17 protein-coding genes are annotated in these 15,907 nt (G+C 38.7%); 7 read left to right on the forward strand and 10 right to left on the reverse strand.

Features of this window, described 5'->3' with window-relative positions; genetic code table 11:
* Positions 1 to 11 precede the first annotated feature (11 nt).
* Positions 12 to 635: a Uma2 family endonuclease gene (locus SYN7509_RS0216545; RefSeq protein WP_009632277.1), complete on the forward strand. Its 624-nt coding sequence runs from the start codon at positions 12 to 14 to the stop codon at positions 633 to 635.
* On the opposite strand, the gene SYN7509_RS0216550 is transcribed toward SYN7509_RS0216545, so the two are convergent.
* From SYN7509_RS0216550 to SYN7509_RS0216565, 4 genes are all read right to left on the reverse strand, one after another.
* On the reverse strand, positions 632 to 1,087 hold the full coding sequence (locus SYN7509_RS0216550) for an HNH endonuclease (RefSeq protein ID WP_009632276.1): 456 nt from the start codon (positions 1,085 to 1,087) through the stop codon (positions 632 to 634). The genes SYN7509_RS0216545 and SYN7509_RS0216550 overlap by 4 nt on opposite strands.
* Positions 1,087 to 1,323, reverse strand: coding sequence for a hypothetical protein (locus SYN7509_RS0216555; RefSeq protein WP_009632275.1), 237 nt, complete (start codon positions 1,321 to 1,323; stop codon positions 1,087 to 1,089). Before SYN7509_RS0216555 ends, SYN7509_RS0216550 begins: the two co-directional genes overlap by 1 nt.
* A gap of 10 nt (positions 1,324 to 1,333) precedes the next feature.
* The gene (locus SYN7509_RS0216560) at positions 1,334 to 1,837 is read right to left on the reverse strand and encodes an SLATT domain-containing protein (RefSeq protein WP_009632274.1); all 504 of its coding nucleotides are present in this window, start codon (positions 1,835 to 1,837) and stop codon (positions 1,334 to 1,336) included.
* A gap of 174 nt (positions 1,838 to 2,011) precedes the next feature.
* Positions 2,012 to 2,719, reverse strand: a complete 708-nt coding sequence (locus SYN7509_RS0216565) for a glutathione S-transferase N-terminal domain-containing protein (protein ID WP_009632273.1) — start codon at positions 2,717 to 2,719, stop codon at positions 2,012 to 2,014.
* Positions 2,720 to 2,874: 155 nt separating this feature from the next.
* Between SYN7509_RS0216565 and SYN7509_RS0216570 the strand changes: the two genes are divergently transcribed.
* From SYN7509_RS0216570 to SYN7509_RS0216580, 3 genes are all read left to right on the forward strand, one after another.
* Positions 2,875 to 3,345 (forward strand): thiol-disulfide oxidoreductase DCC family protein, encoded by a 471-nt coding sequence (locus SYN7509_RS0216570; protein ID WP_009632272.1) that lies wholly within the window; start codon positions 2,875 to 2,877, stop codon positions 3,343 to 3,345.
* Complete coding sequence (locus tag SYN7509_RS0216575; RefSeq protein WP_009632271.1) at positions 3,338 to 3,958, forward strand: DUF938 domain-containing protein; 621 nt, start codon at positions 3,338 to 3,340, stop codon at positions 3,956 to 3,958. Before SYN7509_RS0216570 ends, SYN7509_RS0216575 begins: the two co-directional genes overlap by 8 nt.
* Positions 3,959 to 4,023: 65 nt before the next feature.
* Entirely contained in the window at positions 4,024 to 6,975 is a 2,952-nt protein-coding gene (locus tag SYN7509_RS0216580) for a tetratricopeptide repeat protein (RefSeq protein WP_009632270.1), read from the forward strand.
* A 6-nt stretch (positions 6,976 to 6,981) separates the two neighbouring features.
* On the opposite strand, the gene SYN7509_RS0216585 is transcribed toward SYN7509_RS0216580, so the two are convergent.
* On the reverse strand, positions 6,982 to 7,278 hold the full coding sequence (locus SYN7509_RS0216585; protein ID WP_009632269.1) for a hypothetical protein: 297 nt from the start codon (positions 7,276 to 7,278) through the stop codon (positions 6,982 to 6,984).
* Between the two features lie 616 nt (positions 7,279 to 7,894).
* On the reverse strand, positions 7,895 to 9,106 hold the full coding sequence (locus tag SYN7509_RS0216595) for a glycosyltransferase family 4 protein (protein ID WP_009632267.1): 1,212 nt from the start codon (positions 9,104 to 9,106) through the stop codon (positions 7,895 to 7,897).
* Between the two features lie 398 nt (positions 9,107 to 9,504).
* On the opposite strand from SYN7509_RS0216595, the gene SYN7509_RS0216600 reads away from it, so the two are divergent.
* A complete protein-coding gene (locus SYN7509_RS0216600) occupies positions 9,505 to 10,446 on the forward strand; it encodes a glycosyltransferase (RefSeq protein ID WP_009632266.1) in 942 nt (313 codons plus the stop codon).
* Positions 10,447 to 10,478: 32 nt separating this feature from the next.
* Here the strand turns inward: SYN7509_RS0216600 and SYN7509_RS0216605 are convergent, their stop codons facing one another.
* The 4 genes from SYN7509_RS0216605 to aroC form a co-directional block, all read right to left on the reverse strand.
* Positions 10,479 to 10,955, reverse strand: coding sequence for a pentapeptide repeat-containing protein (locus tag SYN7509_RS0216605; RefSeq protein ID WP_009632265.1), 477 nt, complete (start codon positions 10,953 to 10,955; stop codon positions 10,479 to 10,481).
* Positions 10,956 to 12,578, reverse strand: a complete 1,623-nt coding sequence (locus SYN7509_RS0216610) for a B12-binding domain-containing radical SAM protein (protein WP_009632264.1) — start codon at positions 12,576 to 12,578, stop codon at positions 10,956 to 10,958.
* Between the two features lie 21 nt (positions 12,579 to 12,599).
* Complete coding sequence (locus SYN7509_RS0216615; protein WP_009632263.1) at positions 12,600 to 12,854, reverse strand: SemiSWEET transporter; 255 nt, start codon at positions 12,852 to 12,854, stop codon at positions 12,600 to 12,602.
* A gap of 91 nt (positions 12,855 to 12,945) precedes the next feature.
* Positions 12,946 to 14,037 (reverse strand): chorismate synthase, encoded by a 1,092-nt coding sequence (gene aroC, locus SYN7509_RS0216620; protein WP_009632262.1) that lies wholly within the window; start codon positions 14,035 to 14,037, stop codon positions 12,946 to 12,948.
* A gap of 203 nt (positions 14,038 to 14,240) precedes the next feature.
* On the opposite strand from aroC, the gene SYN7509_RS0216625 reads away from it, so the two are divergent.
* Both SYN7509_RS0216625 and SYN7509_RS0216630 read left to right on the forward strand, forming a co-directional pair.
* Entirely contained in the window at positions 14,241 to 14,603 is a 363-nt protein-coding gene (locus SYN7509_RS0216625) for a VOC family protein (RefSeq protein ID WP_009632261.1), read from the forward strand.
* A gap of 23 nt (positions 14,604 to 14,626) precedes the next feature.
* Positions 14,627 to 15,901 (forward strand): recombinase family protein, encoded by a 1,275-nt coding sequence (locus tag SYN7509_RS0216630; protein WP_009632260.1) that lies wholly within the window; start codon positions 14,627 to 14,629, stop codon positions 15,899 to 15,901.
* Positions 15,902 to 15,907 lie beyond the last annotated feature (6 nt).

Below are 15,907 nucleotides of genomic sequence, written 5' to 3' on the forward strand. Positions count from 1 at the left end.
TAGTATCAGTTATGATTCAGACCATATCTAAACAAGTGACCTTTGACGAGTTTATTGCTTGGTATCCAGAAAAATCAGAATCTCGTTACGAATTGCACGATCGCACTATTGTAGAAATGCCTAAACCGACAGGAAAACACTCAGAAATAGCAGGCTTTCTGGCAGCAGAACTTAATTTTATAATCAGACAGCAGAATCTCTCTTACTTTATCCCCAAAGAGTGCGTAATCAAGTCTGATAACGACAAATCGGGCTACGAACCCGATTTAATAGTTTTAGATAGACAAGCTATTACAAGCGATCCTAGATGGGAAAGAGAATCAATTATCACATCTGGTAATTCTGTTAAATTAATTATCGAAGTTGTTAGCACTAATTGGCGCACGGATTACGGATATAAGCTTACTGATTACGAAACTTTGGGCATTCCTGAATACTGGATTGTAGACTATTTAGGTTTGGGTGGCAAGCGATACATAGGCGACCCCAAACAGCCGACAATTTCTGTTTATAGTTTGGTTGAAGACGAGTATCAAGTTAGTCAATTTCGGGGTAGCGAAGTTCTACAATCCCCAACTTTAAAAGACTTGAATCTAACCGCCGAGCAAGTTTTTAATGCGGGAATACTTATTTAAATACTTATCTCACAACTATCGTCTTGGGGCGGATGCCAACCACCTTGTATCCAAAAAGTACGCGCTCTTTGAATAAATTTATCATTGTGCAATTCATCATTTAGATCGAGGCGATTATTAGTTGCTCTACCAACAGAAGTTAAACTAATAATTTTCACTCCATCAGCCGTCCAAGTAAAATGTTCTGCCCATAGTTGCTGACGTGGCTGAAATAAAGGACTTTCTAACCCACTTTCTAAGTCAATTCCAGTTGTGAAATTATAGCGACGTTCATTGCAACGACGACAAGCTAGGGCTAAATTATCTAATTCGTTAGAACCACCTAACGATTGCGGAAGCAAATGCTCTAATGTAAACAAATCGGCGCTACTCCATTCTGGGGAGTGGCAATACTCACATAAAAATTTAGCTCTTTCTCGCACTAACTGACGAGTAAGCTTGTTAATTGTCATTATTGAGCCATAACCATAGCGTTAATCAAAGTAAAAATTCTAGATAACTCTGATATTCCGGCTAGTTCTGTTGCTTCGTCTAATGTAAGCAATCCATTTTTGTTGCGTTCTAATAGTTCATCAGAACGAGACTGTAGCTCGTCAGTAAACTTAAATAAATTGAAATTATTTACTTGTCTAATTTCAATACCATTAGGAAGTAGGGATGAAGGCTGTATCATCATTTGTGCAGTCATTATTTTTACTTTATTTTTCAATAGTGCGTTTTTTTATTGATTCTGTTGCCGATTCATAATCTTCATTAGATGGAATACATAAGTTGTAGCTATTATTTGCCTCAAGATAATCTTTTTGTAACACTTTAAACTCTCTGAGTAAAGAGTCTTGCTCTATCATGCTATCTTCATATTCAGCCAAAAGTGTTCCCGCTTTGTGATAAATGCTTGCATATTTATCTCCAGCACTTAAATGTAACTCTACATCTTTTTGAAAATTAAAAATTGTTTGAACTCCAGCCAAAGATGCGCTAAGAATGGCTAAAAACTTTACCCCGATAGCTAAATAATTAGGTATTATTAAATCAAGTAGTGGAGAAAAAATTACAATATTAGCTAGGATAATACAACAGCTTAGGTTTCTGTAATAGCTTTGTTTTGTTTGCGCCGCTTTGAAGTGAGCAGTTTTTACATTTCTAGAATTCTTTTCTAAGTCTAATACTTCTTTGCAAATTTTTTCTGCGCTGTTAGACATAGCTAAAAATTAGTAGTTGAGCAATCTAATTTTGAATTATATCTTGCTAGTAAGCCACTGTATAATTACGGTAATTGTTTGCCCAACATTTTTTAAATTGGTAACAGTTAAACTAGGGTATGTTGCCCCTTCGTAGCGAGCAAAACTTAATTATTGAGTGAGTTTTTAAAGTTGTTAAGAAGCTCCATCACTAATTGTCTTTGCAGACTGATTAAATAATAATTGTCTCGACTTTTCAATATCAAGGGGTTGATTTTTAAACGCTTCGGCTTTTGCGTAAGCGCGAATAGTCGCGCTCCGTGTTTTAATTGCTTCAAACCAGCGCTTGAGATGGGGAAAATTATCTAAATTTTGACTCTGCATCTCGTAGCCTGCAATCCAAGGATAAGAGACAATATCGGCAATTGAATAAGTACCAGCAACAAACTCTCTGTCTTCTAAGCGCTTATTTAATACGCCATACAAGCGTCCAGTTTCATTAACATAACGGTCTATAGCATAGGGAATTTTTTCGGGTGCGTAACGGTTAAAATGGTTGTTTTGTCCCGCCATTGGGCCTAATCCGCCCATTTGCCAGAATAACCATTCTAAAACTGACACGCGATCGCGTATATCAGTAGGAATTAATTTATTAGTTTTCTCAGCTAAATACAGCAAAATCGCCCCAGACTCAAATACAGATATAGGTTCGCCGCCGCCCGTAGGTTCTCTATCAATAATCGCCGGAATCCGGTTATTAGGAGAGATTTTCAGAAATTCTGGCTTAAATTGGTCGCCCATGCCGATATTAATCGGAATAATGTTGTAAGGTAAGCCAGTTTCTTCTAGAAACATCGTGATTTTGTGACCGTTGGGAGTTGTCCAATAGTAAAGGTCGATCATGGGGTTAATTCTTATATTGTCTTACTTCAATACATCGCGCCTCTGCTCAAAAACATTCTACCCAAGGACGTAGTTGTGGGATGGCAATAAATATCAACCCTATTGGTTGTTGATTAATTTTTATTAAGATAGTTAAGTAATGTCTATTTATATTTATGTCCTTATCAGCGACACAAGAACCTAGAGTAACTACACAGCCTTGGCAAATTAAGCTCTTATACGATGGTAAATGCCCTTTGTGCCTGCGGGAAGTCAACTTTTTGCAGAAACGGGATGCTGGGCGAGGATTGGTAGCTTTTGTCGATATAGCCGATGATTTTTATAGCCCTGAAGATAACGGCAATATTGATTTTAAAACAGCTATGGGAAGAATCCACGCCGTGTTACCGGACGGTACGATAGTTAAAGATGTTGAGGTTTTTCGCCGCGTTTACGAAGTTTTGGGGATGGGGTGGATTTACGCGATTACCAAGCTACCGATAATTGGGTTTGTAGCCGATAAGTTATATGGTATTTGGGCGGATTTACGGCTTAAACTTACGGGAAGACCAGATTTAGCTACAATTGAACGCGATCGCACTCAAAGGCTTTGTAACTTAGAAGGGCGCTGTAAAAAAGTTGAATAACCATCCCGATGCTAGACAATACGCCCCAGCAACTGAACGCAACCGCGAGGCAATTTTAGAGGTATTGCTAGAAATTTTACCCCCCACAGGTACAGTTTTAGAAGTTTCTAGCGGTACGGGAGAACACGCGGTATTTTTTGCCCCTCGCCTAACTCCTCGCTATTGGCTACCAACGGATCTTAATCCTTTGGCGATCGCTAGTATTAATGCTTGGAGAAGTTATACTAACTTTGAAAACTTGTATCCGCCAATTGTTATCGATGTTTGTCAGCCAAACTGGGAATTAGGTAGTATTAAACCAATTGTGGCGATCGCTAACATTAACATGATTCACATTGCCCCTTGGGAAGCTTGTCTAGGCTTGATGACTGGTGCAGGGCAGATTTTACCTTCTGGTGGCATTTTGTATCTTTATGGCCCTTTTACTCTCGGCGGAAAGCATACTTCACCGAGTAATGCAGCCTTTGACGAAAGTTTGCGGGAGCAAAATCCTAATTGGGGTGTCAGAGATTTAGATGAAGTAGTCGCCGTTGCTAAATCTCAACAGCTTAATTTAGTTAAAACCGTTGCTATGCCTGCAAACAACCTTTCTGTTATCTTTCAACTAGAGTAAGAAAGTTTATCTTAAATAAGATAAGCGATTTCTCAATCTGGCTCATAGGCATGGGAGACATTTCAATGAAGCGCAAACCTACATACTTAATTACTTTCCTGTTGTCTTTGAGCGTATTATCGTCATTGTCACCTGTTTTAGCACAACAAACCTCGCCTCAAAGTTCGATAACGCAAACAGAAGCAAATCGGGAGTTTAATCGCACTGTCACGCTCTTTAATATATTACTGGGTGTTTTGGTGTTGCTGCTGGTAATTGCGATCGCAACTTTATTCGCAACCCGGCGCAAAATTGTTAAACAATTAACTGAAGTAATTAAAACTAATCTCCACGATTTAGAAGCATTAGAAATAAAACTTGCTGAAGCAAATAAGTTAGTCGAAAGTACAATAATTTCTGCTCAAGATACCGCCGACGAGCTAAATATTGATGCGGAAGATTTACATCAAGAAATTACTGCTCAAAAAGAACAGTTATCTAAACATCAAGCAGAAATTACAAAAGCGAAACAACAGCTATTAACTAATTTAGAAACGCAAATAAATAGAGCAAAGCATACTTTAGAAGAATCGGAGACAAACTTTACAGAACGTTTGCAAGAATTACAAAATGACGCGCAAAAACAACATTTTTTAATTCTTAAAGATTTAACTCAATTAAAATCAGAACTTCCTCAAGAATTAACAGTTCTTCAGCAACAAAAAGATGAGGTAGTAGCCAGCCTTAAACAATCAGAATCAAAGTTTATTAAAGCATTGAATCAACTGCAAGTTAAAACGGAAGAAAGACAGCAATCAATAGTTCAAAATTTAGAACAACTAAGTGCAGATTTTCCTAATCGACTGGAAGCAGATTTGCAAGGTCAAAAAAATGAGATTATCAAAAATATTCAACAATTAGAAGCAGAGTTTGCAGAAAAGATAAAAAAGTTGCAAATAGAAATAGATACTAGACATAATTTGTTGACGCAAAACCTTAGACAATTAAATACAGAGTTTGCCCCTCAAATTAGGACGGCTTTGCAAGAGCAAAAAGATATAGCTTTGCATAATATAGAGCAATCGGAAGCAGACTTTATTGAGAAATTAAGTACCGCACAAATCGAAGTTGAGACTAGACAAAAACTGTTGATTCAAAACTTAGAACAGTCAAGGGTAAAGCTTGCTCCCCAGTTGCAAAGCGAATTACAGAAGCAAAAAGATATTGTATTGCAAAACTTTCAACGAGCAGAATCGGAGTTTAGCGAAGGTTTAAGTCAATTAAAAATAGCAACAGCAAACAGTCAACGCTCTTTAGTAGAAAATATAGAGAATTTAGGGCGCGAACTTGCTCCCCAATTTAAAGCCGAGTTGCAACAAGAAAAGACAAAAATCTTGCAAAGCTTTCAACAAACTCAAGCAGATTTAACTAAACAGTTAGCTAATATTCAATCGGAAACTCAAGAGCGAAAAAATGTAGCTTTAGCCAACCTAAAAAAGGTAGAAAATGAAGTAGCTCAAGAAATAACGCAACTAAAATTAGAAGCACAAAAACAGCAGGATGTAATTAAGCAAAACTTAAGTCAGTTAGATGCAGAATTAGCGCCACAATTGGCAGAAATTCAAGCTCAAGCAAAACAGCAAGTTCAAAAACAACAAGACTCAAGTTTAAAACAGTTAGAACAATTGCATTTTGATGTTATTGCTCAAGTGGCTCAATATCAAATAAAAATGCAAAGTCAAATAGAAGCAGAATTGCAAAACCTTAAAGCTTTAGAAACAAATTTTGCCAGCCAAATAGAAAAAACTCAAGAAACAATTAACTTACAAGAAAACAAAGCAGCAGAAAGTGTCAAGAAATTAGAAACAAATTTTGCAGCGCAACTTACAGAGTTGCAGACAGAAATTCAAACTCGCAAAAATGTAGCTTTAGATAAGTTAAATATCTTAGAAGATAAACTAGCCGCAGAATTAGAACAAGTACAAATAGATGCTAAAACCCAAAAAGAGCAAATCTTACAACAATTAGCTAGTAATATTCCCCAATCGTTAGTAGAAGTAGCTTTTACAGAAATAACCCAAACAATTCAACCGCTATCAGCAGAAATAGAAAAGCTTAAATCTAATCATCCTCAATTATTTGTCAATCCAGAAGACTATATAAATGAGGGAAAAGTACAACTAGCGACGGAAAATTACCCTGACGCGATCGCTTTATTCGACTTAGCTTTAGCAATCAAACGCGATCGCCCGGAAGTATGGCACGATCGCAGTATGGCATTTTGGCACTTAAAACAGTATGAAAATGCGATCGCCTCCTTCGACAATGAATTAGAACTTAACCCGATTAATCCCGATAGCTGGTACTATCGAGGGCTAAGTTGCAAAGAGTTGAAAAGGTACGAAAATGCGATTTTTTCCTTCGATAAAGTAGTAGAAACTCAAACAGACAACTACCAAGCTTGGTTTCATCGCGGGATTGTGTTAGGGAGAATGAAAAAGTACGAGGAAGCGATCGCATCTTACGACAACGCGATTAAATTCTCGCCTAATTATCATCAAGCTTGGGTAGATAAAGGGGTAGCTTTAGGGAAACTCCAAAGACACCAAGAAGCCTTTGAAGCCTTCGATCGCGCCGTCCAAATTCAGAGCGAAGATGCGGTAGCTTGGTTAAATCGAGGAATGGCTTTAGAAGTAATCGAAAGATATGAAGATGCGATCGCATCTTTTGACAAAACTATCGAACTTAACCCCAATTCCTATAAAGCTTGGAATTCTAAAGGTTATTTACTCGTGCAATTAGAGCGCGATGAAGAAGCCCTAGCCAGCTTTGACCAAGCTTTGACCATTGAACCCACCTATGCGCCTCCTTACTACAACAAGGCGCTCTCTTACGCTCTCCAGGGACAACCGAAGTTAGCTATTGAGAACTTGCAAAAGGCAATTGACATAAATCCTCGCTATAAAGAAGACGCAAAAACCGAACCAGACTTTGCAGAAATTGCCAATTCTCCGCGCTTTCAAAAATTGGTAACTTAGATAGAATTATTGCTTGCTGCTCATTCTCCGCTTGATTCCTAGAGCGTATAGAGCAATTGATGCGATCGCGCCCGTTACTAAAAATACTATCCCATCGTTAGGCTTAACAAAGGTTTCTTTTGCCAGCATAAAACCAACTGTAGCCATTCCCGCTAAAACTATAAGTCTTACAAAGTCTGAAAATAAAAGAGAATTGTTAGTTTTACTTAGGAGGAGTTTGAAAAATGCGATCGCGTCAACAATCAAAAACGAGCCAATACTTGCAAATATTACCAAGCCGACAAAATATTTAACAGCATCCATTTTATTTCGCGGTAAAAACGCGCCACATCACAAAAACTGTAAAACCTACATAACCAAATACGGTTAGCCAATCAAAGGTATTTTCCATAAGTAAATATTATGTTGTCATTTAAACTATTACCTAATTTATTTTCTCTCGTATGGTTCTAGTTTTTCTCATATTTCTTTAATTCCTATAAACACTTACTATGCTCTTTATACATGGATTTTAACCTATCTTTAACCTATTAGCTTTCTGAGAGTTCTATGTATGTTCGTTACAATTAGCATTTTTGGTTAATAAATATTGCGGTTGCTTGCTTTTATTGTTAGCTTGTGCGTAGTAAAACAATTTACTGCCCATCTTTACAAGCAGGAGGCTTTATGCTTCTATTTTTGATAACTTTCGCTACCATGATGTTGTTTGGTGGCTGGATGTTTGGAGCAACTTTTCCTCGCATTAGGGATAGAAAAAATTTATCTCCCTATCCCACCATAACGACTAAAAAAATATCTCTGTATTCGCTGATTTATTTGCTGTTTTTCTACCAACTACCATCGCCAGAACCGTCCCCAAAATCCTGGAGTAAGTTTTATTAAATAATAGCGATCGCATTAGTTTTTGATCTTCCCTCTGCTAGAGATTTGAAGAGTTCAATCCTACGTCGATACTTTTATTGAGAGGGAGTAGCAAAACTCGTCTAACCCGCTCGGCGATTTTAGTCCAGTTAAAATTAGTAGTAGCATACTCCCGACAAATATCGCGATCGGGTAAAGAAATTTCTCCACTAAGCAGAGCTTTTAACTTTGTCGCGATCGCCTTGGCATCCGCAGAACTTGTAATTAATTCGGGAGAGAAGTTCATCAACACTTCTGGCATTCCTCCCACAGGGGTACAAAGCACGGGCGTACCGGAGGCTAAAGACTCTAACAAAACCAACCCAAACCCCTCAAAGGACTGACTAGGCATAATTGTTAAATCCGCCGCTTGGTAAGCAACTTTGAGGTCTTCTTCCGGCACATAACCTAAAAATTTGACGTGGTTTTCTAATCCTAATTCTAATGCTTGCTGTTCCAAACTGTCTTTTTGAGAACCTTTCCCAGCGATCGCCAACCAAATATTTGGATGTTCTAGCTTAACTTCTGCTAGAGCATTTAATAGCACATCAATACCCATGCGCTGCACGAGACGACGGGGTGTAAACACAATAAAGCGATCACTTTGCCATCCTAGTTGTTCTCGCGCTTGGGAGCGAGACAAACTAATTTGAAATTGGGTGGGATCGACTCCTCCGGGGATCACGTGAATTTTGATCCACGGAACTTTGTAACGTTCGTGGAGAATTGTCCCAAAAGCTTTACTTAACACAATAAAGCGATCGCACCGTTGATAAACTAATTGTTCTAGCCATGACTTAATCCACACGCTTAACTGATTACTTCCTTCTTGCTGGCTTTCTAGCGCCCAAGGGCCGTGAAAAGAAAAAGTAACTGGTACTCCTGATGGTAGAAGCTGTAAAAGTGGAAAGCTATAAAGGGCAAAATGAAGATTAATTGCATCAGGTTGGATAGTTTTCTGGTTCATAAAGTGCAGGAAATTAGAGCGAATCCGCCACAACCGTTGCCATATTCGTTCCTCTGGTGCAGCTAAATTGATTAGTTCTATTGCAGAAGATTCCGGTGACATTTCTGGTAGCCCAACTCCACACAATTCAACTTTATCGTTACTCGCTACTAGATGATTTACCAGTTCGTATACATATCGTTCTAGTCCTCCAGGCTTATTGGGAAACCATGCCGAACCAATGCAAAGAATGTTTGCTGCTGTAGCTTTTTTTACTTCTATCATTTACAAGTACACGTTATTTAAGAGCAGTTTGGGTCGGACTTTCTTCCTAGATGTAGGAAATAAAGAGAGTGCAGGGTTTAGCATTAAATCGTTTTTGCCTCGTTATCCAGAAGTTCCAAAATCACTACGATTTATTGTTGGTTATACAATTGGTACATCAACATACAAAATTTTAAGCATAAAAAGGCAACAATAATATTTTTAACCTCCTGAAATTTCTGCTGAAAAATCAAGATGGGTTAGGGGTTGTACTCTTATGTAGTATGTAGGAATAAGTTTTCGGGCAAATACTCAAGGGGTCGTATTGTCAAAAATACCTAGGTACTTTACTTTTGGTAATATGGTACTAACTTGAGCAACAGACAAATCAATATAAATTGCGATCGCCAACAGATACAATGATATTAACCAGCCCTCCTTTAGTTTCTGTAATTATTCCAGCTTTTAATAGTGAAAAAACGATTCAAGAAACGATTGAATCAGTTTTAAATCAAACTTGGAAAAATTTAGAACTAATCGTAGTTAACGATGGTTCTCAAGACGCAACTTTAGATGTTATTGCTAGTATAAAAGACCCGCGCTTGACGGTACTGTCCTATCCTAATTCTGGTGTATCAGCTAGTCGCAATCGGGGAATTTCTCAAGCAAAGGGTGAGTTTATTAGCTTTCTAGATGCAGACGATTTATGGACGTTGGACAAGCTAGAAACTCAATTAAAAGCCTTACAAGATAATCCACAAGCCGGAGTAGCCTACAGTTGGACTGACCATATTGATGACAATAGCAAATTGTTAAGAGCCGGCGCTCACTACATTATAAATGGGGACGTATACGCAGAGCTATTGAAAAGTAATTTTGTAGCTAATGGTTCTAATATATTAGTTCGCGCCCAAGCTTTGAGAGAAATAGGTGGATTTAATCAGTCATTTACTCCTGCGGAAGATTGGGATATGTACTTAAGATTAGCCTCCCGCTATCACTTTGTTGCAGTTCCATCGGCGCAAATTTTATACCGAATAATTTCTACCTCTGCATCCAGCAATGTTTTTAAGATGGAAGCGGTATCTTTACAAATTATTGAACAACATTATAGTCAAGGTTCTAAATTTCTTCAGCCTGCAAAAAAAGAAAGTTTAAGTAACCTTTATAAGTATCTAATCTACAAAGTATTTGAAGAACCAACAGGACGGGGAAAAGGATTTAAAGCAGCAAAATTACTTTGGCTTTATCTAAAAAAAGATAAAGCTAGACACCGACTAATTCGCTCTAAGTTTTCCTTATTGTCTAAAGTTGTAGCAACAATTGTTATACCTAATTATCAGCCTAAGTTAGATTGGTAAAATATTGAATTATTGAATATTGTAACTGCAATTTAAAGCTTAAATACTGCGCCGCAACTTAATAATTCCTGACGCTGCTTATTTGTAATCCCAATACCTACGCCAAAGTTGCAGTTTTTTACTATTGCACTACACCAGATAGTTTCGTTTAGGGTAGTTCCTTGAAGATTAGCGTTGCTCAAGTTTGCCTTAGTAAAATTAGCAAATATTAAATCTGCATCAACTAAGCTACTATTACTTAAATTTGCCCCAGATAAATCGCCACGAATAAAATTTACACCATCTAAAACTAAACCAGATAGTGCTACTCCTTGTAAGTTAGGAAATTTAGCCCTACTGGGATTACTAAAAAAACGCATTATGCAGGCTATATTAGCCTCAGTAAGGGGCATAATAGTTAAAAAATTTGCATATCGAGCTAATCCCATTTCTTTGAGAATTAACAGGCGTTTTTGCGGCGATCGCTCTAAAAAATCTATACTTATTTGATAAAGATTTTGAGTTAGCATTTATCTTGCTGCTAATAAACTATATTCAGATTCCGCCGTTGCTAAGTGTTTAATAAGCGTAGATTTTGGTAAAGCTATTTGCAAATGTTCCCAAGGCAATATTTGCTCAACAGACCAGGTTTGATAAACATAAAAATCCATTTCAGGAATTTTACCCCGCAACTCCTTAAAGGCGCGGCGATAACTACCCAAAGTGTCGCCATAGTGTCGCGTTAATTCTAGCAAATAAGACAATCTGCGATCGCCTCTAGACAATAAAGCTTGTATAACCGACCAATTATAGCTTTCTGGGCGAAAATTTATCCCTTGGGGTTTCAACTGTTTTTGTAATAACTGCAAACGTTTCTCGGCTTGAGGATTGACACCAAACCACTGAAAAGGCGTATGAGCTTTTGGTACAAAAGTGCTGCATCCGAAGGTTAAACGCAAACCAGGAGCAGCTTTTTTAATTGACCTCATCATCGCTACAGTTTGTTCTACGTCCTCTAATTCTTCCCCAGGTACGCCAACCATACCGTAAAGCTTTAAAGCGCTTAATCCCCCTGCTTTGGCGTTGATTGCAGCAGTAATAATTTCATCGTTAGTTAGTTTTTTGTTGACAATTTGGCGAATACGAGGAGAGCCACTTTCTACAGCAATTGTAAGCGATCGCGTGTCTCGTTTTGCTAGAGTTTCTGCTAACTTTTGAGTCACCGTATTTGTACGCACCGAAGCAATGCTCAAACGCACATTATCGTATTGCGGTTTACTTAAATAATCGAGCAAAGTTGCAAATTCTGGATGTTGAGTAACCGACGCACCCAGCAAGCCTAATCTATTTGTTACCGCCAATCCGCGCTCAATGGCGGGAATTAAAGAAGATTCCAAACTTGCGGTGCGAAAAGGTAAAGTTAAATAGCTTGCAAGGCAAAAACGGCACATTTCTGGACAACTCCGCACCACTTCTACCATGTAAATGTTTTCCCAAGCGGCTTTCTCGGTGACAACTGTAGAAGCTGATAAAACATTCCCGCGATAAGTCTGTTTATCTACATAGCTGGGAATGGCATTTGTAACAGGTTGAATCGATTTTATATCACTTGTGCGATCGTTGTAAGTTACTTCATACAAACTCGGAATATATACCCCTGGTATTTGGGCGAGATGAATTAATTGCGTCTTTTTATCAGCATTTCTAACTTGCTTATATGCGTCTAAAAAGTTACCTAACAAATTTTCCCCATCACCTAACAATATAATGTCAAAAAAATCTGCAAAAGGTTCAGGATTAGCACTAAATACCGTACCTCCACCAAAAACTAAAGGGTGATTTTCGTTTCGATTGGTTGCTCTAACTGGGATTCGCAGAGATTCGAGCAAATTGAGAATATTAACGTAATCTAGCTCCCAAGAGCAGGAAAAACCAACTAATTCCGGCGAACGAGGTAATTGTTCGTGAGTATCCGTAAATAAGCGACTAACCGCCATATCTGAGCGCATAGCTAAAGTAGCCCATACTACTTGATAGCCTAAGCTAGTAATGCCTACTGTGTATTCGTTGGGGAAGGCAAAAATAGTTTGTATAGCGTCGATGTCGGGAGTAGCGGGCGTAAATAGCAGTTTTTCAGCAGCAAAAGCAGTCACAATATTTTTTAAAATTAGATATCACTTATATTTAATTTTAAGCCATACAATTATCATGTTGAAAATTAAAGTAAATAAATTAGCTAGAATAATTGGCAAAGCGTTAAGATAAATTCCATAAATTAGCCAAAGAAAGATACCTATATTAAAAAAAATTAGGGTATTAAAAGAAATATCTTTAGCCGATTTAGTTTGCCAGATTTTAAATAATTGCGGTAAAAAAGCAAGGGTTGTTAGTGTACCTGCAACTAATCCTAAAATTGTAATTAAATCCATTTAAAAAGTTGTAACTATTCTTGCTCAATAAAAAACTACAAAACAGGCAAAATGCCTGTCTCAAAGTTAATATATAGATTTAAACCTAGTTTCAGGGTAACACCTTGCACTGTCCGTAATGTCGTAATAAATGGTCGCATAATACTAATGCTACCATTGCCTCCACCATTGGCACGGCTCTAGGAAGTACGCAAGGGTCATGTCTACCTTTACCTTTTAATAACATTTCTTCTCCTTGCTTATTAACGGTGCGCTGCTCTTTACGAATTGTCGCCGTAGGCTTAAAAGCTACTCGTAAAATAATATTTTCACCGTTAGAAATGCCGCCTTGAACGCCACCAGAGCGATTAGTTACCGTGCGAATTTCCCCGTTTTCATCTGTATAAAATTCGTCGTTGTGTTCGCTCCCATTTAGCAGAGTTCCCGCAAAACCCGAACCAATTTCAAAGCCTTTAGTTGCCGGGAGAGACATTACACCTTTGGCAATGTCCGCCTCAATTCTATCAAAAACTGGCGAACCTAAACCTTTTGGAACGTTACGAACGACACATTCCACCACACCGCCAACAGAATCCCCTTGTCTTCCTACTTGCTCGATTAGTTCAATCATCCGCTCGGCAGATTCTGGTTCAGGACAGCGTACAATGTTACTTTCAACTTGCTCTAAAGTTACCGTACTTGGATCGATTACCGCTTCTAAATCTTTGATCCGCTTAACATAGCCAACAATTTCTACATTAGCAAAGGTAGCCAGAATTTTTTTAGCGATCGCACCCGCCGCCACTCGTCCGATAGTTTCCCTAGCTGAAGAACGTCCCCCACCTTGCCAATTACGGATTCCATACTTAGCATCGTAAGTAGCATCAGCGTGAGAAGGACGATAGGATTTTGCCATCTCATCGTAATCTTGAGGGCGAGTATCTTTGTTTCGCACTAGAATAGCGATCGGCGTACCTAAAGTTTTACTTTCAAATACTCCCGACAGAATCTCACAAGTATCAGCTTCTTTGCGCGGTGTGGTAATTTTACTTTGTCCTGGTCGCCTACGGTCTAATTCCTTTTGGATTTCTTCTGCTGTAATCTCTAGTAATGGCGGACAGCCATCTATTGTCACCCCAACACCACCGCCGTGAGACTCACCAAAAGTAGTGACTCGAAACAAATGCCCAAAAGTATTACCCATGATGCGTCTTTAAGATAGCCTGATGTTTTCTAGCATAAACAAGTTGCAAGTCAAAATTCATAAGTTTTAGTTTAAAAGTACGCATTTAATTGAATAATTTTTAGGTATTTAGATAAAATGCCGATCCGATATGATTCATAAACGTTAACTGTGGGGGCGCAATGCTTTGCGCCCCCACTTCACAACTGATTTAGGATTGCTATATGCAGATTATTGAGTGTTTCCATACCGCTTTGCTTGTAACAGACTTACAAAAAGCTGAGGAGTTTTACAGTAATGTCCTCGGATTAACCAAAATCGACAGAAGTCTCAATTATCCCGGTACTTGGTATCAAATCGGTAACTTTCAACTTCATCTCATAGTTGACTCATCCATCTCAACGGACATCCACAACTCCCAAAAACTAGGACGCAACCCTCATCTAGCATTTAAAGTTGCAAACTTAGAAACCGCCAAAAGCCAGCTAATGGCTAACAATTGCTTTATTCAAACTAGCGCTTCCGGTCGAGCGGCTTTATTTACCAGAGATCCAGACAACAATATTATAGAACTCACCCAAAACTAAACTTTTTCTAGTACGGTTTGTTGATGAAAATTATCGCCTACACCTATACAAACCCTCTCCTAGAACCCCCGCCAGAGCCGAATTTATGGGGATGGGAGCTAGATAAATTGTATCAAGACTTGGGAAAGCGATCGCAATTGCAACAACTCTTGCGTGACGCAAAAACCGAAAGAGCAGACTATCTCCTCATTCGCCGCATTGAAGAACTTGGTGACTCTATCCCAGAAATTAACAGCCGACTAAGCGAACTTGTAGCGCTCAATATCAAGCTAATTACCACCGAACAAACGGCGGATATGCAGGCTGATTTAGTGCAACTGCAACAAATTCAATACGAACAACGCAGTCGCAGTATCCGCACTGGACACGCCCGCAACCGCCTAAATGCCCTCACCCCACCCGGTAAAGTTCCCTACGGCTACCGCAGAATCAAAGATCGTTATGCTATAGATCGCACTACATCCCCCGTAGTTAAAGACTTTTTTGATCGCTTTCTTCTTTACGGATCTTTGCGGGGTGCGGTACGTTATTTAGCCCAAAAATACGGCAAAAAAATCTCTGTCACTACCGGAAAACGTTGGTTAATTAATCCCGTCTATCGTGGCGATACGGCTTACCAAAACGAACAAACTTTGTCTGATACTCACGCGCCAATTATTTCTAGAGAAGAAGCCGCCCAAATCGATCGCCTATTACGCCGCAATCGTCGATTACCCCCGCGTACCGCCAGCGCCAACCGTTCTTTAGCGGGATTAGTTAGTTGCACTTCATGCTCGTCACCAATGATTGTTGTGAGCGTTACTAAACCCCGTAAATCTAACGAATATTTATATTTGCGCCCTACTTCTTGCCCCAACAAGCCTAAATGTCGCTCTTTAGCTTACGAAGAAGTATTGCAACAAACAATTTCCACAATTTGCCGCGATTTACCAATAGCAGTAAGTGGCATGAATTTTTCGCAATTAGATGGTGTAAAAAATTCTTGGTTAGCAGAAATTGCCACTAAGCAAGAAATTCTCGCCCAAATACCACCTTTAATCGATAATGGGATTTTGGACTCGGAAACGGCGACACTACGCACTTACAACCTCCGTACCGAAATTTCGGATTTACAGGGAAAATTAGCAACTTTGCCGCCTGTAAACTTGCAATCAGTGGCTCAATTAGTCTCTATTCCTCAGTTTTGGCTCGATTTATCCGAATCGGAGCGACGATTTTATTTTAGGGAGTTTATCCGCCAAATTCAAATAGTACGCCAAGATAAAAGTTGGCAGTTGCAAATTATCTTTATTTTTTAGAAGTCA

It is taken from the genome of Synechocystis sp. PCC 7509 (assembly GCF_000332075.2).
GTDB lineage: Bacteria > Cyanobacteriota > Cyanobacteriia > Cyanobacteriales > Chroococcidiopsidaceae > Aliterella.